We start from the raw sequence: 19,362 nt of genomic DNA, 5'->3' as shown, positions 1-19,362 counted from the left end.
CGGTCCGGCAGGAGCCGACCGGATCGCCCGCGCGGCCCACCGACGTGGCGTCCCGGCGGTGGGCATCGGCGGGATCACCGCTGCGAACGTCGGCCTCCTCGCCGACACCGCCCTGGACGGCGTGTGCGTGGTGTCGGCCGTGATGACCGCGCCCGATCCAGGCGCCGCCGCCACCGCACTCCTCGGACGATGGGACCTGGCGCGGGCACGATCCCGGGCGTGAGGGCCGGGCGAGAGGCTCGGGCGACGGGCCCGTCACCGGCGGTCCCGCCCCCGCCCACGATCCTTCAGTCCCCCCAGGGGTAGCAGACGCCGAACCCGCCGTAGCCGGTACCGATCGTCGGATGCGTGGACAGGGTCAGCTCGTCCCGGTGGTCGTTGACCAGGTAGACGTAGTGGATCCCGGGCCGCGTCGGTCCCTCGTCGGTGGGCCTGGGCCGGAAACCGTGCGGCTCGACGGCGTTCAGGACCTCCTCCAGAGCCCGGTCCCACCCGGCGGGGTCCAGGGCATCGGGGTGACGCATCTCGCGGGCGTAGAACTTGCCGATCCCGGCGTCCCCGACACCGGCCGCGTCGCTCCGACTGGGACAGGCGACCTCCTGCGCCGCGCGCGCCTCCCTCCATCCGTCCGCACCGATCCTGCCCTCGAGGACCCGTCGGATCTCCGCCTGTCCCGCCTCGAGTGCCGCGCGTGAGCCGGGGACATCGATCGTGGTGTCGAGCGGAACGTTCGCCGCGCCGATCGGGCCGGTGCTCGTCGGAGGGGACGGCACAGGGGTCGGCGCGGCCCCGCCCGCGCAGGCCGTCGCGGCGAGGAGGACCGGGGGAGCCAGAACCGGGTAGAGGGATCGAAACCGCGCCACCGCACCCATGGTGCCCGTACCGTCGGGCGCATGCAGGACAGGACCCCGGACCAGATCACCATGGTCGAATTCCCCAGTACGTCGATGCCCGCGACCGCCGAGTTCCTGGCGACGGTGTGCGGCTGGTCGCCCACCGTGTACGGGACGTCGTACACCGACCTCACCGGCGGCGGGATCGAGGTGGGGATCCAGGGCGACGACGACGAGCAGTCACCGGCACCGCTGATGGTGATCCTGGTTGCCGACCTGGCCGAGGCGCGCGGACGGGTCGAGGCCGCGGGCGGCGTGGTGACCCTCGAACCCTTCTCCTTCCCGGGCGGCCGACGGTTCCACTTCCGGGAGCCCGGCGGGAACGAGATGGCCATGTGGGTGCCCGAGTAGCCCCAGACCGGGCTGCCGCGGGCCGCCGCCTCACGCGCTCGGCTCGAACCCCTCCGGAAACGCGAGCCGCGTGAGTTTGGCCGGGTTGGAGTGGAAGTAGACCCGCGTGACGCGGCCGTCGACCACACCCAGCTGGGCCACCCGGACGACCCCACGGGAGACCACAGCCAGCGCGAACTCCCCGTTCACCTCGACCGGAGCGATCATGCCGTCGGACAGCTCCGCCGCCTTGATGAGGAAGTACGCACACTTGCGGGCCCCCACGATGTCCCTGCGGGCGGCGTTGACCTTCCCGTCGCTGTCCGAGACCACCCGGGCGTCCGCGGTGAGCACCTCGATCGTCTGCTGGAGGTCACCGGCCAGGACGGCCTCGACCAGCCGAGAGATCACCGCATCCGGTGCACGCTCCGGCGGACGCAGGTCGGTGTCCAATCTGCGCCTCGCCCGGCTCACCCACTGACGGACCGTGGGCACGGCCGCGTCCAGTGCGCCGGCGATCTCGGCGTAGGGCAGGGAGTAGGCCTCGCGCAGGACGAAGGCCGCGCGCTCCTCGGGGCCGAGCTGCTCGTAGGCCAGCAGGACGGCGATCCGCAGGTCGTCGCGCTGCTCGGCCAGCTCCGAGGGCAACAGGGCGGTGTCGACGGGTTCGGGGAGCCACGCCCCCACGTAGTCCTCCCGCCTGCGTCGCCGCAGCCGGTCCAGGCACAGGCGCGTGGTGACCGTGGTGAGCCACGCCTCGGGGTTGTCGGGCGCCGATCCCGCCTCGAGACCGACCAGGCGGGCCAGGGCCTCGTCGGCGGCGTCCTCCGCGTCGGCCCACGTCCCGGTGATGCGGTACCCGACCCCGAGGAGCCGTCCCCGGACCCGGTCCACCGCGGCCCGGTCGAGTCCGGCGAGCGCACCGGCCGTCGTCACCTCGGGCGAACGGGATCGATGTCCTCCCGGCGCACGCCCCTGAGCGAGCCCGGATCCTTCCGGGTGGCCACTGCGATCCGGTTCCATGCGTTGATGGTGACGACCTCCATCAGCAGCTGTCCAGTGCCCGACTCGCCCCGGTGTCGGACCACGTCGTCCCAGAGCTCGTCCGAGACCGAGTCCTCGCCGTGGATGTGGGTGACCGCGTCGGCGAACCGCAGGACCGTGAGGTCCCCCTCGGACAGCTCACCGGCGTGGGCGGGCCAGTCCTCGGCGGCCACGATCCGGGCGTCGTCCCAGCCGTCTTTACGGGCGTCGCGCCGGTGCATGGCGGTGCAGAAGCGGCACTCGTTCACCGCCGAGACGCGGAGCCTGATGAGGTGACTGTCGGAGCGGGAGACCCGGGCCCGGGTGTAGGCCTCGAGCGCCAGCATGGGCGCCATCGCGCCCGCGCTGACCTGTTTGCGCTGTCCGTGGTCGTTCTGATGTGTACTCATACCCCTTCGACGCACCAGCGTCACCGGATGTGACACGCTGCCGGAAATGACAGCGGATGGGTGCGATCACCTATGGCGGTCGGAGGCGTCCCCTCATAGCCTGGACACATGACCGATCCCGATGATCTGTTGCTCTCGGACTCCGAGCGTCTGCACGCCCTCACCGCGCTGGGCGACCACTATGCCGCGGGGCGCCTCGACGACCCGGAGTTCCACTCCCGTTCGGGCGACATCGCAGCGGCCCGCACCCTGGGTCAGCTCCGCGGGTCGTTCAGCGATCTCCCGGGCGGAATGCCCCTGACCAGCGTTGACGGCATGATCGTCCAGTCGGCCACGGCGGCCGGTGGCGAGCTGGTGCGCACCTCGTCGTCGTCGCCGGCGGCATCGGACCCGGATCGCGAGCTCCAGGATCTCCGCAAACGGGGCAAGACGGTGGAGACGCTCGACGGGTTGGTCCTGGGGGCGACGCTCGTGGCGTTCCTCGTACTCCAGTTCGTGGTGGGCTGGGATTACGCGTGGATCGTCTGGCCGTCGCTGGTCCTGACCCTGGGGGTTCCGCGCGCCATCCTGCAGTTCACCGACTCGGACGAGGAGCTCTACGAGGAGCTCAAGGAGTCCGACGACGAGGCGCGCAAGGAACGCCTCCGCGCGGCCACCGAGCGGATCCGCGAGCTGGGCGACGGGCGCGAGACGCGGGACTGAACCCATCGGCCGGGTCCCGCCGTCCACGGTTCTACCCGGCGGGGTTGCCCGGTCCGTGCCCGGTCCCCGGACCGTGCCCGGTCCCCGGCCCGTGCGCGGTCCCCGGCCCGCCGTCGCCCTCTCTCCTCCCGAGGGCCGCCACCGCGGGGAACACTCCCAGACCGAGTCCGACCGCCACGATCGTCGCCCCCACGCCCAGCGATGCCAGTACGGGGACCCTGCGTTGGGCGAGGGCGGAGTCACAGGCCTCCTGCGCCTCCGAACTCGGCTGGGGGCGCTCGCCCCGGAGGAGGTCCGCCCAGCTCAACGAGGTGAGGGCGTTGTCCTTGTCCCGGGCCTCGCGGTAGTCGGGGCTGAAGTAGGTGCCGCAGTCCACCCGTTGGATCCACCCGCCCGTGGCCACCCCGATGCTGCCCAGCAGGATCCCCCCGAGCACGACGAGCAGGCCGAGCACGGAGACGAGCGCACCGATCACGCGAGGGGTCACCGCGTCATCGTCACATCCGCGGCCCGCTGCCGCATCCGCGCCTCGGTCGGCCGACGGGCCGCGAGGCGGGTCAGGTCTCCTCGAGCGCGACGCCCTTGCGCTCCGGGAGGGTGAAAGCCGCCAGCGCTGCCACGACGAAGGCCGCCGCGAACACCCCGAAGACCATCGCGGTGCCCCCTGCGCCGAGCATCACCGGGACGAGCAGTGGCGCGATGATCGAGGCGATCCTCCCGAACGCGGCCGCCGCGCCGGTGCCGGACCCGCGGGTCCTGGTGGGGTAGAGCTCGGGGCCGATCGCGTACAGCGCGCCCCACGCGCCGAGATTGAAGAACGACAGCGCCATGCCCGCGGCGATGATCGTCGCCGGCGAGCCCGCGAGCCCGAACAGGCCGGCGGCGACCGCCGAACCGGACAGGAACACCGCGAGGGTGACGCGGCGGCCCCACACCTCGATGAGCCACGCCGCCACCGCGTACCCCGGCAACTGGGCGAGCGTGATGATGAGGGTGTAACCGAACGACCTGACCAGGTCGAAACCCTGCGAGACCAGCAGGCTGGGCAGCCAGATGAACGCGCCGTAGTAGGAGAAGTTGATCCCGAACCACACGATCCACAGGGCACCGGTCCGGCGTCGCAGTCGCGGGGACCAGATCGACTCGCGGGCGGACTCCTCGACGGGCTCGAGCCGGTCCGTCGCCGCCCCGTCGATCGCGGCGGCGGGCGGCTCGACCCCGGCCGAGTCGGCGGGCGGCTCGACCCCGGCCGAGGCCTCGTAGTCGCGGACGATCCGTTCGGCCTCGTCGACCCGGCCCTTCGATTCCAGGAACCGCACCGACTCGGGCAGCCCGAACCGGATCACCAACGCGTAGGCGGCGGGGACCAGACCCACGGCCAGCGCCCAGCGCCATCCGTCGTCGCCGGTCGGGACCACGAAGTACCCGATGAGCGCCGCCATGATCCAGCCGACGGCCCAGAACCCCTCGAGGATCACCACGACCCTGCCGCGGATCCGGCGGGGCGCGAACTCGCTGACCAGCGTGGACGCGACAGGCAACTCGGCACCCAGGCCGAGGCCCACGATGAAGCGCAGGACGATGAGCACCGCGATGCCGGTCGACAGGGCCGCCGCGCCCGTGGCCAGTCCGTAGACCAGCAGCGTCGCGGCGAAGACCTGGCGGCGACCGATCCTGTCCGCGAGCAGACCGCCCAGCGCGGCGCCGATCGCCATGCCGACGAACCCGATGGACCCGATCCAGGACAGCTCGGTGGGGGTGAGCGCCCAGTGCACTGCCAGCGCGGCCATGACGAAGGAGATGAGGCCCACGTCCATGGCGTCCAGCGCCCACCCGACCCCGGATCCGAGCAACAGCCTGCGGTGCTTGCGGGTGAACGGCAGGCCGTCGAGGCGCTCCGTGCGTGTGGTCATGCGCGACAACGCTACTCCCGGCCCGCGGGTGCCTCACTCGCGCGGCGACCGGCCGATACCGCGCGGCGGCGCCGTGCCGCCGGTGCTCCAGGGCGCCCTCCGGCGAGTGGTCGCAAACGGCACCTGAGCGGGAACGCCACCTCGGGAAACGTGAGCGGGTGTGACCACGCGACGACACGGGCACTCCGGGGCGGCGGCCTCTCGCCGGAGCCCACGGCGGCCGGGCGGCGCAGGGGAATTCGCGACGAGGTCTGGACTTGGACCAGCGTCCGGGTAGCCTGGTGAAGTATGTGTTTTGTGTCACAAACCAGGGAGTGCCTCGTGGACACCACTGATCACGCCAGCCCGGGCGGCGCCGACTTCGACATCGTGATCCGCGGCGGGACCGTCTACGACGGAACCGGCGCGCCGGGCGTCCGGTCCGACGTCGGGATCCGATCCGGCGTCGTCGCGGCGGTGAGCCCCGCCCCGCTCCCGATCTCGCCCGGCACCCGCGTCATCGAGGCCGACGGCAGATGGGTGATGCCCGGATTCGTCGACACCCACACCCACTACGACGTCGAACTGCTGGTCTCCCCCGGGCTCGGCGAGTCGGTGCGGCACGGGGTGACCACCGTGCTCGTGGGCAACTGCTCCCTGTCCGGGGTCTACTCGGACACCGTCGACGTGGCCGACCTGTTCAGCCGCGTCGAGGCCCTGCCCCGGGACGCCGTCCTCGAGGCACTCGAGCGCACGAAGTCCTGGTCCGACCCGGCGGCATGGCGGCGCGCGGTCGAGGCCCTGCCGCTGGGGCCCAACGTGGCGAGCTTCCTCGGCCACTCCGACGTCCGCGCCTCCGTGATGGGCCTGGGCCGGGCGACCGACCCGGAGCACTCCCCCGGTCGGGAGGAGTTGCGCGAGATCGAACGGCGGGTGGACGAGGCCCTCGACCTGGGTTTCCTCGGGGTCTCCACCATGACCAACCCGTGGGACAAGATGGACGGCGACCGCTACCGCTCGCGGACCCTGCCCTCCACACACGCCTCGTGGAAGGAGTTCCGGCGCCTCAGCCGGATCCTCCGCCGGCGCGACCGGGTCCTGCAGGGCGTGCCGAACCTCAACACCAAGGTCGACGTGGCCTTCTACGTGGCCACCAGCACGGGACTCTTCCGCAAGCCGCTGCGGGTCTCACTCCTCGCCGCCGCGGACACCCTGGCCGAGCCGTGGGTCAACCGCATCTTCCGGCCGCTGGCATGGGTGGCCAACACTCTCGGAAGGGGCAGGTTCGTGTGGCAGCACCTGCCCACCACCTTCAAGGTGTGGGCCGACGGGATCGACCTGGTGGTCTTCGAGGAGTTCGGCTCCGGACGCGAGGCGCTACACCTCAAGGACGAGATGGCCCGCACCGATCTGCTCGAGAAGGAGGGCTACCGGCGCTGGTTCCGGCGGGACTTCGAGAAGCGGTTCAGCCCACGGGTGTGGCACCGCGACTTCGACGACGCCCTGATCGTGGCCTGCCCCGACGAGTCGCTGGTCGGCAGGACCGTCGGCGACGTCGCCCGCGCACGGTCACTGCACCCCGCTGACTGCTTCCTCGACCTGGTCGTGGAGCACGGCGCCGACCTGCGGTGGACCACCACCATCGCCAACGCGCGCGAGGAGGTCGCCAACCGGCTCGCGCGGACCCCGGGGATCACCATCGGCTTCTCCGACGCCGGGGCGCACCTGCGCAACATGGCCTTCTACAACTTCGGCGTCCGCCTGCTCGAGCGCGTGCACGAGGCGGATCGTCGGGGTACCCCGTTCCTGTCCGTCGAGGAGGCCGTGTTCAAGCTCACCGGAGAACTCGCCGACTTCTACCGGCTCGACGCCGGGCGGATCGCACCCGGGCGTCGAGCCGACGTGGTGGTGATCGACCCGGCCGGCCTCGACGGCGAGTCGCTGGACTACCACGAGGAGGCGATGCCGGAGCTCGGCGGCATCCACCGCATGGTCAACCGCAACGACCGCGCGGTGGCCGCCACGATCATCAGCGGCCACGTGGTGTGGTCCGACGGCGAGTTCGCCGAGGGGTACGGCCGACAGTTCTCGGCGGGACGGTTCCTTCCCGCGGGCGAGGCCGTGGGGCCGCGGCCGAGCTCGGACCCGCGGCCGAGTGCGGACCCGCGGCCGGCCGGTCACTCGGTGGGCAGTCCGGCCTCCTCCCAGGCGGAATAGCTGCCCTCGAGTTCGGTGACGTCGTACCCGACGCTGCGCAGCGCACTGGCCACGACCGAGCTGCGGGCACCCGACTGGCAGTAGGTGACGATCGTGCCCGGGTCGGGCAGCTCGTCGCGCTCCCACATCACCTGGCCGCCGTGCAGCTGGGTGGCGCCGGGGACGTGGCCGTCGGAGTACTCGGAGGTGGCGCGGACGTCGAGCACCATGGTGTGCTCGTGGGCCTCCAGGTCCTCCGGGTCCACGGTCTCCGGGCGGAACGTGGGCAGTCCGTCGGTGGAGGTGACGTACCCGCGCGTGGAGTCGACGCCCACGCGGATGACGTGGCGCCGCAGCTCGTCGGCCGCCTCGGCGTCCTCGGCGAGGAGGACCAGGCCGCGGGTGTCGGACTCCGGGTCGATGGCCCAGCCGGCGTAGGTGCCGGCCTGACCGGCCGGGAGGTTGATGGCGCGGTCGACGGTGCCGTCGTGGACGTCGTCGGCGGGTCGGGGGTCGACGACGACGAGGGCACCGGAGTCGATGCCGGAGGCCACCTCTTCCGCTGGCAGCTCGGGCAGCTCCGGAAGTGGATGGCCGAGGACGGAGGGGCCGTCCCGGTTCTGCCGCTTCATCCGCCCGAAGTAGGCCGGCGCGTCCGGCTGGCCGTCGAGGAGTTCGGAGATGAAGCCCTCCTCGTCGTCGTTCTCCACGTACTTCGGCCACCACGCGAACTTCCGCTCGTATCCCACCGAGCTGGACGGCAGCGCGCCCAGTGACTTGCCGCAGGCGGAGCCCGCGCCGTGGGCCGGGAACACCTGGACGTGGTCGGGCAGGGTGAGGAAGTGCTCGCGCAGGCTGGCGAACAGCTGCCCGGCGCTCTCGACGCGGGTGTCCGCTCCGGAGTCGTCGCCGCCTGAGTCGCTGCCGCCGGCGGTCTCGTCGAGCAGGTCCGGTCGGCCCAGGTCACCGCAGAACACGAAGTCGCCGGTGAGTGCGTAGCCGGGTTCGTCGGCGAACGCGCCGTCGGTGACGAGGAACATCAGGTGCTCGGGCGTGTGGCCGGGGGTGTGCACGGCCTCGAGTCGGACGTTGCCGAGCTCGATGGTGTCGCCGTGGCGGAGCCGCTCGCCCTCGAAGCCGTAGCGCCAGTCCTCGCCGCCCTCGTCGGAGAGATACACGGTGGCGCCGGTGGCGGCGGCCAGCTCGCGGGTGCCGGACAGGTAGTCGGCGTGGATGTGGGTCTCGGTGACCGTGACGATGGTCATGCCGTGCTGGTCGGCCATCTCGAAGTAGGGCCTCAGGTCGCGGCTGGGGTCCACGACGATCGCTTCACTGCTGCTCTGGCAGCCGATGAAGTAGCTGGCGTGGGCCAGGTCGTAGTCATAGATGCGCTCGAAGAGCATGGTGTGTGTCCGTTTCCGTGGGGAACAGGTACACACTCCACCGTAAAACCCTCGGGGGTATAGCGCCACCCCTCGGCGCGGACGACGCGCACACTGGACCGGAGTACCCGCCACCGACGAGAGGACCGCGCGCCGTGTCTGACTCACACCAGTCCGAATCGCACCAGCCCGAATCACACCCGTCCGGCTCCCCGCTGACCGACGACCTGCGCCGCCTGCTCGCCCGGCCGAATCCGTGCGTCATGGCCACGCTGCGCAGGGACGGTTCCCCGGTGACCGTGCCCACCTGGTACCGGCTGGTCGCCGGCCGCATCCACCTCAACCTGGACGCCGGCCGGGTCCGACTCCAGCACCTGCGGCGCGACCCGCGGGTGGCACTGTCCGTGCTGGACGCGGACGACTGGTACTCGCACGTGAGCATCCAGGGCCGGATCACCGAGATCGCCGAGGACCCGGACCTGGCCGGCATCGACGCGCTGTCCCGGCACTACACGGACCAGCAGTACCCGGTCCGCGATCGCGCCCGCGTCGACGCCTGGCTGGAGATCGAGCGGGTACACACGTGGGGGTCCGCGGCGCGATCCTGATCCGGCGGCGGGCGACGCGGCATAGCCTCTGGGCAGACCTCCAGCCCCTCCAGCCCTGAGCCCCTCCACTGCTCAGTTCCCCGCCCCCCAGCCCGGCGCCCCACCCGGGCGCCCCACTCCCCCGGAGCCGCACATGTCCGACCGTTTCCCCCTCGCCGAGCTCGCCGATCTCCCCGACGACCTGCGGGAGCGCATTCTGACGGAGCAGGAGAAGGCCGGGTTCGTCCCCGAGGTGTTCCTGATGTTCGGGCGCCGCCCGGCGGAGTGGCGGGCCTTCTTCGCCTACCACGACGCGGTGATGGACCGCGAGGGCTCGAACATGTCCAAGGCGGACAAGGAGATGATCATCGTGACCATCTCCGCGCAGAACAACTGCCAGTTCTGCGTGGTGGCGCACGGTGCGATCCTCCGCATCGTCAAGAAGGACCCGTACCTCTCCGACCAGTTGGCCGTGAGCCATCACAAGGCCGAGCTGACCCCACGGGAACGCGCCATCTGCGACTTCGCCACCAAGGTCAACCTGCGGTCCGACGAGCTCGTCGACGCCGACTTCGCCGCGCTGCACGCGCACGGCCTGGACGACGAGGACGCGTGGGACATCGCGACGATCACCGGCCTGTTCGGGCTGAGCAACCGGGTGGCCAACGCCACCGACATGCGGCCGAACCCGGAGTTCTACCTGATGGGCCGAGCGCCGCGGGAGAAGTAGGCCGCCGCGGTCACGCCCTACAGCTGCTTGTGCGGGATCCCGTTGATGGTCCCGCCGTCCACCACGAACTCCGTGGCGGTGGCGTAGGAGGACTCGTCGGAGGCCAGGAACAGCACGAAGTTGGCCACGTCCTCGACGGTGCCCAGCCGGCCGAGGGGGATCGGGATCATGTCGTCCGGGATCCCCTCGGTGATGGGGGTGCGCACGAGGCCCGGGTGCAGCGAGTTGCAGCGGATGCCGTGCGGGGCGAGCTCGAGCGCGACCGATTTGGTGAGCCCACGGACGGCCCACTTGGCGGCCACGTACCCGTGCGCCCACGGCGTACCGCGCATTCCCTCGATCGACGAGACGTTGATGATCGACCCACCACCGGCGGCGATCATCGTCTCGGTGACGGCTTGACATCCGTAGAAGGTCCCCGTGAGGTTCACGTCCAGGATCTGCTGCCACTTGTCGTGCCGGAACCTGTGCAGCTCGGCCCCGTTGGCGATCCCCGCGTTGTTGACCAACACGTCGACCCCACCCCAGTCGGCGACCGTCTCCTCGACGACGGCCTTCCACTGCTCCGCATCGGACACGTCGAGATGGCGGTAGCGCGCGCCCTCCCCCAGCTCGGCCGCCACGGCCTCGCCCTGATCGTCCAGCACGTCGGTGAGCACGACCTTCGCGCCCTCCGCGACGAGCCGGCGCGCGTCGGCCTCGCCCATCCCCCGTGCGGCACCCGTGATGATGGCGACCTTGCCCTCGACCCGACCCATGACGACTCCCTCTACTCGTGAACAGCTGTGGTGACGACGCCGGTCGACGCGTCAGCGCGTACCGACGATGCCCGGCGCGCCGGTGAGCGGCAGATCCAGCGTCGTGGTCAACCCCGGCGCCGCGGCCACGACGGCGGGTACGGCGTTGACCACCCTGCCGACCCCGGCGAGGATCGCCGAGTAGTTGTGGTCGCCGTCCGCGCTCTGCGCGGCCAGGTCGAGGACGTACGACGGCTCGCCGATCACCTCGACGCGGTACGAGTGCCCCTCCTGGACCGCGTACGGCCAGTCCGGCCGCAGGTCGTCCCGGGTCCGGGTGACGTGTTCGACCACGATGACGGGCTCGCCCGCCACCATGCCGGTGATCTGGAAGCGGAACCCCGCCTGGGTGCCCTCGGCGATGGTGCAGGCCGCGACCTCGTAGGTCTCCGGGGCGGGTTCGCGCTCGACGTGTTCGGTGATCTCGTCCACCTCCACGCCCAACCCGGCGGCGAGCAGGTGGATCGACGCCCCCCACCCCGCCGTCAACACCCCGGGCAGGAACAGCAGCGGGGTCTGGTCGAGCGGGGTGCCGAAACCCATGACGTCGACCATCGACTCGGTGGAATCGTAGGTGGCGTAGTCGGAGAACTCGGTGCAGCGGACCTGGCGCACCTCGCGGCAGGTGCCGGTGATCGCGAGCGGCAGGAGATCGTTGGTGAACCCCGGGTCCACGCCGGTGACGAAGAGGGTGGCACCGCCCTCCAGGGCCGCGGCCTCGAGCTTGGCGCGCGCGCTGTCGGGGACGCCCGCGGCGGGGTTGATGAGCGGAGTGGGCGCGGTGCCCGCCACGTTGATCCCGGCGGCGAGGTACTCGCGGATGTCGCGCGCGGCCTCCACCGGCCTGGTGTCGCTCATCGCGCAGTAGACCACGCAGTCGGGCGCCGCGGCCACGATGTCGGTCGCACTCGTGGTGGCGGTGATGCCCGTGTCCACCCCGAGACCGGCGAGCTCACCCGCGTCCCTGCCCGCCTTGTCCGCGGAGTGGACCCAGACGCCCACCAGGTCGAAGCGCGGGTCCTCGATGAGGTGGCGCAGGGCGATCGCCCCGGCGTTCCCCGTGGCGATCTGTGCGACCCGGATGGCCATGTGTCCCCTCCCGACCTGAGGCGGCGCGTGGTGACGCGCGCCTGTTCGCGGCGGACGCTACCAGAGCAGGCCGCCTGATCGGGGGGTTATCAGACACGTGACCGGACAGTTGTCCGGTCACGTGTCGGAGGGGGTCAGCCGACGACCACCCCGCAGGCGATCCTGCTGCCTCCGTCGCCGGCCATCAGCGTGTCCTCATCCGGCCCGTCCGGTGCGTAGCGCTCCGGGATGTGGGCGAGGTTGTCCGGGTCCTCGTGGATCATCACGGCCGAACCGTCGTCGTCCAGCAAAAGCTCCCGGTCCAGCCGGTCTGTCAGGGTGGTGAGGCGGGCGGTCCCGTCGCCGGCGACGTACAGCGGCGGCAGGTCGCCCGCGTGCTCGGGATGCCCGGCCCCGCCGTCCGGCCCGGCCAGATGCCCGCCGGCCGAGAGGAACGCGCCCCTCTCCTCGGGGTCGTTGGGATTGGCGCTGTCCGGCTCACACAGCCCGGTCGTGTGGATGTGCAGTCCGTGGAATCCGGGCTCGAGTCCGCTGGCCTCGACGGTGACCAGGGTGCCGCCGTCGGACTCGACGAACTCCACCGTGCCCAGCGGTCCGCCCTCGGGGTCTGTGAGCTCCGCGGTGGCGAAGGCCCGGTCGCCCTGCTCCTCGCCCCCGGCTCCCGCGTCAGCGGTGGTGGCGGTGTCCTGGGGGGTGGTGGTCCCCTCGGCGGCGGGAGAGTCCTCCCCCGTCCCGCACGAGGCGGCCAGCACCGCGGCTGCGGTGAGTGCGACGAAGGCGCTGCCCCTGCGGGCTCGGCGGAGAGTGGGCACGGTCTGGGCGTGAACTGTCTGGTCGGGAACGGTCTGTCCAGGTCGGTTCTGTGCGGTCATCCGGTGGACCTCCTAGTCGGCGTCGTGCGTGTCGGCGTCGTGGCCGTCACCGTACCCACGCTCACCGCGGATGCAACCGTGCGAAACCCGCTACTCCGCCGCGCGGAAGCGGCGCAGCCGCAGGCTGTTGGCCACCACGAACACCGAGGAGAACGCCATCGCCGCGCCCGCGATCATCGGGTTGAGCAACCCGGCCGCCGCCAGGGGCAGCGCGGCCACGTTGTAGGCGAACGCCCAGAACAGGTTGCCCTTGATGGTCCGCAGGGTGCTGCGGGACAGCCGGATCGCATCGGCCGCGGCGCGCAGGTCTCCGCGGACCAGGGTGAGATCGGAGGCCTCGATCGCCGCGTCGGTGCCCGTCCCGATCGCCAGCCCCAGATCGGCGGTGGCGAGGGCGGCCGCGTCGTTGACGCCGTCGCCGACCATGGCCACGACCCGGCCCTGCGCCTGCAGCCTGCGGATCACGTCCACCTTCTCCGCTGGCAGCACCTCAGCGATGACCGTCTCGGAGATCACGGCGTCCGGCCCGGGGTCGATGCCCACCTGCTGCGCCACCGACGCGGCCACCCTCGCGTTGTCGCCGGTGAGCAGGATGGGGGTGAGACCCAGGCCGCGGAACCTCCCGACCGCCTCGGCGGAGGAGTCCTTGATCTGGTCGGCCACCACCAGCACCCCGCGGGCACGGCCACCCCAGCCCACCGCCACGGCGGTCTGGCCGCGCCCGGAGGCCTCGTCGACCGCCCGCTCGAGCTCGGCCGGCAGCGGCATGTGCTGCTCGGCGAGGAGAGCCGGACGGCCCACCACGACCACCTCGTCGTCGTCGTCACGGGTGTCGTCAGTCGGGTCGGCTCCGACCCGTCCCGACACCCCCAGCCCCTCGGTGTTGCGGAAGCCCGCTACGGCCGGTAGGTCACCGACCCGCTCTCGGGCGCCGGCGGCGATGGCCCGGGCGATGGGGTGCTCGGAGGCGTCCTCCACCGCACCGGCGTGGCGCAGCACCTGCGTCTCGTCCTCGCCGTCCGCGGCGGTCACCGAGACCAGCGCGGGCGTTCCGGTGGTCACGGTGCCGGTCTTGTCGAGCACGATCGTGTCGACGCGGCGGGTGGACTCCAGGACCTCGGGGCCCTTGATGAGGATGCCCAGCTGCGCACCGCGGCCGGTCCCCACCATGAGGGCCATGGGCGTGGCCAGACCGAGCGCACAGGGGCAGGCGATGATGAGCACCGCGACCGCGGCCGTGAACGCCATGGAGGTGCCGGATCCGGTGAGCAGCCAGAAGGCGAACGTCGCGGCCGCCAAGACCAGGACGGCGGGGACGAAGACCCCGGAGATGCGGTCGGCCAGGCGTTGCGCGGCGGCCTTCCCGGACTGTGCGTCTTCGACCATCCGCGCCATCTGCGCGAGCTGGGTGTCCGATCCCACGCGGGTGGCCCGGACGATCAGCCGCCCGCTGGTGTTGACCGTGCCGCCGACCACGGCGTCGCCGGTGGAGACCTCGGCAGGCACGGATTCACCGGTGACCATGGCGGTGTCGACGGCGGAGGCGCCGTCGACGATCCGGCCGTCGGTCGCGATCTTCTCGCCGGGGCGCACGATGAACTCGTCACCGACCTGCAGGTTCTCCACGGGGATCCGCGTCTCGACGCCGTCGCGCAGCACCGCGACGTCCTTGGCGCCGAGCTCGAGCAGCGATCGGAGCGCCGCCCCGGCCGTGCGCTTGGACCGGGCCTCGATGTAGCGACCCAGCAGCACGAAGGTGGTGACCCCGGCGGCGGCCTCGAGGTAGATGTCCCCCGCGCCGTCGCTGGGCGAGAGCGAGAACTCGAACCCGTGGGTCATGCCCGGCATCCCGGCGTGGCCGAAGAACAGGGCGTACAGCGACCACAGCAGGGCGGCGGACGTGCCGATCGACACGAGGGTGTCCATGGTGAACGAGCCGTGCCGGATGTTGATCGCCGCCGCGCGGTGGAACGGCCACCCGCCCCACACGACGACCGGAGCGGCGAGGGTCAACGAGAGCCATTGCCAGTTGGTGAACTGCAACGCCGGGATCATGGCCATCGCGATCACGGGTATCGACAGCAGCGCGGAGACGATCACGCGGTGGCGCAGGCTCTCCACCCGGTCAGGGGCCGCGGAGTCGTCGGTGGCGTTGCCGGCATGTCCCGTCGCGGCGGCGGCCCCGTCGGCGGCGGGCGGGGTCGAGGTGGCGGCGGGCGTGCGGGGCTGCGGGAGCCGCGCCGAGTACCCGGCCTGCTGGACGGTGTCGAGCAGGAGTTGCGACTCCACGCCCGGGGCGTACTCCACGCGCGCCTTCTCGGTGGCGTAGTTGACCTCGGCCGTCACCCCGTCGAGCTTGTTGAGCTTGCGCTCGATCCGGTTGGCGCACGAGGCGCAGGTCATGCCCTCGATCTGGAGGTCGACGACGGTGGTCGCCGGTCGGCCGGCGATATCGGTGCCTGTCATGGCGTCCTCCCTCATTCCGCGTCGTGGAGTGTGTACCCGGCCTCGTCCACGGCCGCGCGGACGAGCGCGGGGTCGACGGGGTGGGGGGCGACGACGACGAGGCGGCCCGACTCCAGGTCGACCTCGACCGACTGGACGCCGGGGATCTCCGAGACCTCCTCCTCGACGGACGCGACGCAGTGGCCGCAGGTCATCCCGGAGACGGTGAAGGTGGCGGTGTCGGACATGGGGTTCTCCTCTGGTGGTGGCAGATGGGTGGAGGGCGGCTCGGTGGAGCGGACTACGACTTGACCAGGCGCGCGATGGCCGCGTTGGCCTCGGCGAGCTTGGCCTGCGCCTCCGGGCCGCCGTGCTCGATCGCACCGGCCACGCAGTGGCCCAGGTGCTCCTCGAGCAGGTTGAGCGAGAGCGACTGCAGGGCCCGGGTCATGGCGGAGACCTGCGTGAGGATGTCGATGCAGTACTTGTCCTCCTCGACCATCTTCTGCAGCCCGCGGGCCTGCCCCTCGATGCGGCGCAGCCGCTTGAGGTGGTCGTCCTTGTTCGGGGTGTATCCGTGCTCGGCCATGCGACATACGGTACCCCCCTAGGGTACCCATTTCAAGGCCCACGTCTCCCCGCCCCCGGACTCCCGCGGTTCAGGCCTGGCGGTCGGGCTTCAGGCCGTGTTCGATTCCCCAGGCCACCGCCTGGGCGCGCGTGTTCACGCCCATCTTCCGGTAGGCGGCACGGATGTAGGTCTTGACCGTGTTGGCCGACAGGTAGCACCGGTCGCCGATCTCCCGGTTCGACATGCCCTGCACGATCAGGCCCACCATCTCGGCTTCGCGGGCGGAGAGGCCCGCCTCCTTGGCGGGCCAGTCGTTGGCCCCCGTGGCGGACAGCCCCGGCCCCACCATCGTCACGACGCGCCCCGCCGCGATCTCCTCTATCCCCCGGACCAGCTCCGGGGCGGACAGTGACTTGGAGAGGAAGCCGTTCGCCCCCAACGCCAGACTGTCCTCCACAGCAGCGCGGCCGGCGGCGAAGGAGTAGACCGCGATCGCACCGATCGACGGGTCCTGACGCAACGCGGCCAGGCGGGCGTGCTTACCCACCGGCGCGGCGAACGTGTCGTACAGGGCCACGTCCACCGGAGCCGCCCCCTTGGAGACCGTGCGCTTCTCCACGACCTCGATGCGGTCGGCGTACTCCGAGAGTATGGCGTTCACCCCGGCTACGACGACGAGGTAGTCGTTGATCACAGTCACCCTGACCGGCATGGACAGACCTTAGCAACGAACCCTCGGATGCCCCGATACGGCGATCACACCCCTGGGGGTGTAGTCCGCCCGCTTTCATACAACGGATGATGGGACGTTGTTCCGCGCACGGTCTTTCGACTCGTCGCCGACCCGGGAAGTGGGATGATCATTTGGCTGAGGCCGCCTCGACCGCAGTGGACGATCGATGGGCATGGGCTGACCGCGGCAACTGCGTCGGCCACCAGGACCTGTTCTACAACGACGACCACGACCTCAAGGGCACGAGGCGGAAGAACGAGGAACTCGCCAAGCAGCTCTGCCGGCAGTGCCCGGTGCTCGACCAGTGCCGCCGGTACGCCATCGAGGAGCGGGAGCTCTACGGCGTCTGGGGCGGCATGACCGAGCTGGAACGGCACAAGATGGCGGGCCGGCTGCGCACCGGTTGACCCGTACCTCGCGCCGACCGACCCGCACCGCCGGATCTCAGCGGACGCGGGCCACCGCGAAACCGTCCCAGCCCTTGGTGCCCACCGTCTGCAGGGCGGTCGCGTCCAGTCGCGGGTGACCGCCGAGCAGCGTCAGCACCTCGCGGCTACCGAGGACACCGGGATCGTCGGAGTCCGCGTCCGCGACCGCGCCGTGGCGCACGACGTTGTCCACCACGATCACGCTGCCCGGACGCGTCAGCTGCAACGCGAGCTCGACGTAGCCCGGATTGCCGGGCTTGTCGGCGTCGATGAACACCAGGTCGAACGGCTCGGCACCCGAGTCGATCAACGCCCGCGCCGAGTCCGCGGCCGGGCCCACGAGCACCTCCACGCGATCGGCCACCCCGGCCCGTCCGAGGTTCTCCCTCGCCACCTCGGCATGCCGCGGGTCGATCTCGAGGGTGACCACCTCGCCGTCGTCACCCAGGGCGCGGGCGATGCTCGCCGCGCTGTACCCGCCGAGGGTGCCGAACTCCAGGGCGCGCCGCGCGCCGATAATCCGGCACAGCAGCGCCAGGAACGCCGCCTGAGCGGCGGAGACCTCGATCGCGGGCAGGTCAGCCGCCGCGGTGGCCTCACGCACGTCTCGCAGCACCGGGTCCTCGAGTCCCATCGCCTCGGCGAGAAAGGCGTCGACCTCCGCCCATCCGGGGTCGCGGTCAGTGGTGTGGGGCCTGGCGGGAGGGCGCTCGGTCATGACCACGACGGTAGCTCCGGGAGGGTGCCCGACCCACGCGGGAGGGTGGCGACTTAGACTCCGTTCATCAGTGATTCACGACACATTAAGTCCGGGGGGACCGTGTTACTTCGTCGAACCGCGATGCGCGCTGCCGCACTCGCCACCGCTCTGGCGACCACCATCGGCGGCGGGGCCGTGCTCGCCCCGGTCGCCGCCGCACAGGGCTCGTCCAACGACCCCGCTCCCGCGTTCTACCAACCGCCGGCCCAACTGCCCGCGGGCGCGGGCGCGCTCGTCAAGTCCGAGGCGTTCCCACTCGCCGGTGCGATCCCTCCCATCCCCGGGGCGGAGTTCCTCTCGGACGGCGCCGGCCCGGTCTCGACCGACGCCCAGCGGATCATGTACACCTCCGTGGGGTCGAGAGATCAGCCGGTGGCCGTGACCGGGACCTACCTCCAGCCCCGCGCACCGTGGACGGGTCCGGGGACTCGGCCGCTCGCGGTGCTCGCGCCGGGCACCCAGGGCCAGGCCGACCACTGCGCGCCGTCGAAGACCTTCCAGAACCTGGCCACGGTCCGCACGGACCCGCCCGGCGTGGGCTTCGGCTACGAGATCATCCAGGCCTACGCGTTGTTGGCCCGCGGGTACGCGGTCGCGATGACCGACTACGAGGGGCTGGGAACGCCCGGCATCCACCCGTACGTCCACCGCGAGTCCTCGGCCCGTGCCGTGCTGGACATCGCCCGCGCCGCGCCGCGGGTCCCGGGAGCGGACATCGGCGACTCGCCGCGCACCGTGTTCACCGGGTACTCCCAGGGCGGCGGCGCGGTGGCCGCGGCGGCCGAACTGCACCCGCGGTACGCGGCCGAGGTGAACCTCGTCGGTACCGCCGCCGGATCGCCGCCCGCCGACCTCCTGGCCACCCTCGAGAGGGCGGACGGGTCGGCGATCGCCGGAGTGATCGGGTACTCGCTCAACAGCCTCGTCGACGCCTACCCGGAGATGAACCGACTCCTCGACGCCTACCTCAACGACCACGGCCGGGCGATGCTCGCCGCCACCTCCGACCAGTGCATCGGCGAGACCGCCATCCAGTTCTTCCATCAGCGGACCAACAACTTCACGCTGTCCGGCCAGTCCGCCGGTGAGATCGCCAGGCAGGATCCGGCCATCATGGACTACCTGGAGCGCCAGCGCATCGGCCGCATGTCGCCCACCACGCCGGTGCGGATCCTGTCCCCCGTGAACGACGACGTGGTGCCCGGCCACCAGTCGCAGCGGCTCGGCCGCGACTGGTGCGCGCAGGGTGCGGCGGTCGAGATGGTGATCGACCACACCCCGCCGGTGGCCACCGGGCTGGTCATCAACCACGCGGTGCCGATGCTCTCCGGCCTCGGCGGGACGGTGCAGTACCTGGCCGACCGGATCGACGGCGTCCCGGCGCCGGTCAACTGCGGGACCTACTGAGCCGCCGACCCCCGCGCGTCGCGACGAGCGTTCCGCTGCATCGAAAAGAGCGTTCCGAACACATCGCTCGAGGTGGTCTCTAGGAGCTAGCGCAACACCCTGACGGATCGGGGTG

Annotated in this window: 22 protein-coding genes; 8 read left to right on the top strand and 14 right to left on the bottom strand. The window is 71.5% G+C overall.

Annotated features, from left to right (window positions below):
• Positions 1 to 223 (top strand): thiamine phosphate synthase (locus G6031_RS06345; RefSeq protein WP_182652790.1); only part of this gene is annotated, 223 nt, incomplete at its 5' end.
• 64 nt (positions 224 to 287) lie between these two features.
• On the opposite strand, the gene G6031_RS06340 is transcribed toward G6031_RS06345, so the two are convergent.
• On the bottom strand, positions 288 to 863 hold the full coding sequence (locus tag G6031_RS06340; protein ID WP_182652789.1) for a hypothetical protein: 576 nt from the start codon (positions 861 to 863) through the stop codon (positions 288 to 290).
• Positions 864 to 893: 30 nt separating this feature from the next.
• On the opposite strand from G6031_RS06340, the gene G6031_RS06335 reads away from it, so the two are divergent.
• Positions 894 to 1,244, top strand: coding sequence for a VOC family protein (locus G6031_RS06335; protein WP_095718762.1), 351 nt, complete (start codon positions 894 to 896; stop codon positions 1,242 to 1,244).
• A 30-nt stretch (positions 1,245 to 1,274) separates the two neighbouring features.
• On the opposite strand, the gene G6031_RS06330 is transcribed toward G6031_RS06335, so the two are convergent.
• Together G6031_RS06330 and G6031_RS06325 are read right to left on the bottom strand one after the other, a co-directional pair.
• Positions 1,275 to 2,159 carry a sigma-70 family RNA polymerase sigma factor gene (locus G6031_RS06330; protein ID WP_182645839.1) on the bottom strand — a complete coding sequence of 295 codons (885 nt, stop codon included), beginning with the start codon at positions 2,157 to 2,159 and terminating at the stop codon, positions 1,275 to 1,277.
• On the bottom strand, positions 2,156 to 2,656 hold the full coding sequence (locus G6031_RS06325) for a carboxymuconolactone decarboxylase family protein (protein ID WP_241734378.1): 501 nt from the start codon (positions 2,654 to 2,656) through the stop codon (positions 2,156 to 2,158). The genes G6031_RS06330 and G6031_RS06325 overlap by 4 nt, the downstream gene beginning before the upstream one ends.
• 108 nt (positions 2,657 to 2,764) lie before the next feature.
• Here G6031_RS06325 and G6031_RS06320 point away from each other — a divergent pair, with 108 nt between their 5' ends.
• A complete protein-coding gene (locus tag G6031_RS06320; protein ID WP_179523744.1) occupies positions 2,765 to 3,358 on the top strand; it encodes a DUF1707 domain-containing protein in 594 nt (197 codons plus the stop codon).
• Between the two features lie 31 nt (positions 3,359 to 3,389).
• On the opposite strand, the gene G6031_RS06315 is transcribed toward G6031_RS06320, so the two are convergent.
• Together G6031_RS06315 and G6031_RS06310 are read right to left on the bottom strand one after the other, a co-directional pair.
• A complete protein-coding gene (locus G6031_RS06315; protein ID WP_182652788.1) occupies positions 3,390 to 3,845 on the bottom strand; it encodes a hypothetical protein in 456 nt (151 codons plus the stop codon).
• Between the two features lie 70 nt (positions 3,846 to 3,915).
• On the bottom strand, positions 3,916 to 5,271 hold the full coding sequence (locus G6031_RS06310) for an MFS transporter (protein WP_182652787.1): 1,356 nt from the start codon (positions 5,269 to 5,271) through the stop codon (positions 3,916 to 3,918).
• Between the two features lie 321 nt (positions 5,272 to 5,592).
• Here G6031_RS06310 and G6031_RS06305 point away from each other — a divergent pair, with 321 nt between their 5' ends.
• Positions 5,593 to 7,467 (top strand): amidohydrolase family protein, encoded by a 1,875-nt coding sequence (locus G6031_RS06305; RefSeq protein WP_182652786.1) that lies wholly within the window; start codon positions 5,593 to 5,595, stop codon positions 7,465 to 7,467.
• Here the strand turns inward: G6031_RS06305 and G6031_RS06300 are convergent.
• On the bottom strand, positions 7,428 to 8,849 hold the full coding sequence (locus G6031_RS06300) for an MBL fold metallo-hydrolase (protein WP_182652785.1): 1,422 nt from the start codon (positions 8,847 to 8,849) through the stop codon (positions 7,428 to 7,430). The two genes, G6031_RS06305 and G6031_RS06300, sit on opposite strands and share 40 nt — an antisense overlap.
• A gap of 134 nt (positions 8,850 to 8,983) precedes the next feature.
• Here G6031_RS06300 and G6031_RS06295 point away from each other — a divergent pair, with 134 nt between their 5' ends.
• The gene (locus tag G6031_RS06295) at positions 8,984 to 9,436 is read left to right on the top strand and encodes a TIGR03618 family F420-dependent PPOX class oxidoreductase (protein ID WP_182652784.1); all 453 of its coding nucleotides are present in this window, start codon (positions 8,984 to 8,986) and stop codon (positions 9,434 to 9,436) included.
• A gap of 133 nt (positions 9,437 to 9,569) precedes the next feature.
• Positions 9,570 to 10,145, top strand: a complete 576-nt coding sequence (locus tag G6031_RS06290; protein WP_095718754.1) for a peroxidase-related enzyme — start codon at positions 9,570 to 9,572, stop codon at positions 10,143 to 10,145.
• A 17-nt stretch (positions 10,146 to 10,162) separates the two neighbouring features.
• On the opposite strand, the gene G6031_RS06285 is transcribed toward G6031_RS06290, so the two are convergent.
• The 7 genes from G6031_RS06285 to G6031_RS06255 all read right to left on the bottom strand — a co-directional run bounded on the left by G6031_RS06285 (position 10,163) and on the right by G6031_RS06255 (position 16,631).
• A complete protein-coding gene (locus G6031_RS06285; RefSeq protein ID WP_182609814.1) occupies positions 10,163 to 10,903 on the bottom strand; it encodes a glucose 1-dehydrogenase in 741 nt (246 codons plus the stop codon).
• 51 nt (positions 10,904 to 10,954) lie between these two features.
• A complete protein-coding gene (locus G6031_RS06280; protein ID WP_182652783.1) occupies positions 10,955 to 12,031 on the bottom strand; it encodes a diacylglycerol kinase in 1,077 nt (358 codons plus the stop codon).
• 134 nt (positions 12,032 to 12,165) lie between these two features.
• The gene (locus G6031_RS06275; RefSeq protein WP_182652782.1) at positions 12,166 to 12,903 is read right to left on the bottom strand and encodes a superoxide dismutase family protein; all 738 of its coding nucleotides are present in this window, start codon (positions 12,901 to 12,903) and stop codon (positions 12,166 to 12,168) included.
• Positions 12,904 to 12,993: 90 nt separating this feature from the next.
• Positions 12,994 to 15,369, bottom strand: a complete 2,376-nt coding sequence (locus G6031_RS06270; RefSeq protein WP_182652781.1) for a heavy metal translocating P-type ATPase — start codon at positions 15,367 to 15,369, stop codon at positions 12,994 to 12,996.
• Between the two features lie 11 nt (positions 15,370 to 15,380).
• Positions 15,381 to 15,596 (bottom strand): heavy metal-associated domain-containing protein, encoded by a 216-nt coding sequence (locus G6031_RS06265; protein WP_095718750.1) that lies wholly within the window; start codon positions 15,594 to 15,596, stop codon positions 15,381 to 15,383.
• 53 nt (positions 15,597 to 15,649) lie between these two features.
• Positions 15,650 to 15,937 (bottom strand): metal-sensitive transcriptional regulator, encoded by a 288-nt coding sequence (locus tag G6031_RS06260; protein WP_095718749.1) that lies wholly within the window; start codon positions 15,935 to 15,937, stop codon positions 15,650 to 15,652.
• Positions 15,938 to 16,007: 70 nt separating this feature from the next.
• Entirely contained in the window at positions 16,008 to 16,631 is a 624-nt protein-coding gene (locus G6031_RS06255; protein WP_182652780.1) for a response regulator transcription factor, read from the bottom strand.
• Positions 16,632 to 16,807: 176 nt separating this feature from the next.
• On the opposite strand from G6031_RS06255, the gene G6031_RS06250 reads away from it, so the two are divergent.
• Positions 16,808 to 17,059 carry a WhiB family transcriptional regulator gene (locus tag G6031_RS06250; protein WP_346995299.1) on the top strand — a complete coding sequence of 84 codons (252 nt, stop codon included), beginning with the start codon at positions 16,808 to 16,810 and terminating at the stop codon, positions 17,057 to 17,059.
• Between the two features lie 37 nt (positions 17,060 to 17,096).
• Here the strand turns inward: G6031_RS06250 and G6031_RS06245 are convergent, their stop codons facing one another.
• A complete protein-coding gene (locus G6031_RS06245) occupies positions 17,097 to 17,798 on the bottom strand; it encodes an O-methyltransferase (RefSeq protein WP_182652779.1) in 702 nt (233 codons plus the stop codon).
• A gap of 123 nt (positions 17,799 to 17,921) precedes the next feature.
• On the opposite strand from G6031_RS06245, the gene G6031_RS06240 reads away from it, so the two are divergent.
• Positions 17,922 to 19,247: a lipase family protein gene (locus G6031_RS06240; RefSeq protein ID WP_182645273.1), complete on the top strand. Its 1,326-nt coding sequence runs from the start codon at positions 17,922 to 17,924 to the stop codon at positions 19,245 to 19,247.
• Positions 19,248 to 19,362 lie beyond the last annotated feature (115 nt).

The organism is Dietzia sp. CQ4 (genome assembly GCF_014145125.1).
Taxonomy (GTDB): Bacteria; Actinomycetota; Actinomycetes; order Mycobacteriales; family Mycobacteriaceae; genus Dietzia; species Dietzia natronolimnaea.
This window is presented reverse-complemented; position numbering and strand designations above follow the sequence as displayed.

Coding starts and splice junctions, on each gene's coding strand:
- G6031_RS06280 (WP_182652783.1), bottom strand. CDS start 12,031: ATGGCCATCCGGGTCGCACAGATCGCCACGGGGAACGCCGGGGCGATC.
- G6031_RS06245 (WP_182652779.1), bottom strand. CDS start 17,798: ATGACCGAGCGCCCTCCCGCCAGGCCCCACACCACTGACCGCGACCCC.
- G6031_RS06310 (WP_182652787.1), bottom strand. CDS start 5,271: ATGACCACACGCACGGAGCGCCTCGACGGCCTGCCGTTCACCCGCAAG.
- G6031_RS06285 (WP_182609814.1), bottom strand. CDS start 10,903: ATGGGTCGGGTCGAGGGCAAGGTCGCCATCATCACGGGTGCCGCACGG.
- G6031_RS06300 (WP_182652785.1), bottom strand. CDS start 8,849: ATGCTCTTCGAGCGCATCTATGACTACGACCTGGCCCACGCCAGCTAC.
- G6031_RS06290 (WP_095718754.1), top strand. CDS start 9,570: ATGTCCGACCGTTTCCCCCTCGCCGAGCTCGCCGATCTCCCCGACGAC.
- G6031_RS06265 (WP_095718750.1), bottom strand. CDS start 15,596: ATGTCCGACACCGCCACCTTCACCGTCTCCGGGATGACCTGCGGCCAC.
- G6031_RS06275 (WP_182652782.1), bottom strand. CDS start 12,903: ATGACCGCACAGAACCGACCTGGACAGACCGTTCCCGACCAGACAGTT.
- G6031_RS06255 (WP_182652780.1), bottom strand. CDS start 16,631: ATGCCGGTCAGGGTGACTGTGATCAACGACTACCTCGTCGTCGTAGCC.
- G6031_RS06335 (WP_095718762.1), top strand. CDS start 894: ATGCAGGACAGGACCCCGGACCAGATCACCATGGTCGAATTCCCCAGT.
- G6031_RS06325 (WP_241734378.1), bottom strand. CDS start 2,656: ATGAGTACACATCAGAACGACCACGGACAGCGCAAACAGGTCAGCGCG.
- G6031_RS06270 (WP_182652781.1), bottom strand. CDS start 15,369: ATGACAGGCACCGATATCGCCGGCCGACCGGCGACCACCGTCGTCGAC.
- G6031_RS06260 (WP_095718749.1), bottom strand. CDS start 15,937: ATGGCCGAGCACGGATACACCCCGAACAAGGACGACCACCTCAAGCGG.
- G6031_RS06320 (WP_179523744.1), top strand. CDS start 2,765: ATGACCGATCCCGATGATCTGTTGCTCTCGGACTCCGAGCGTCTGCAC.
- G6031_RS06240 (WP_182645273.1), top strand. CDS start 17,922: ATGCGCGCTGCCGCACTCGCCACCGCTCTGGCGACCACCATCGGCGGC.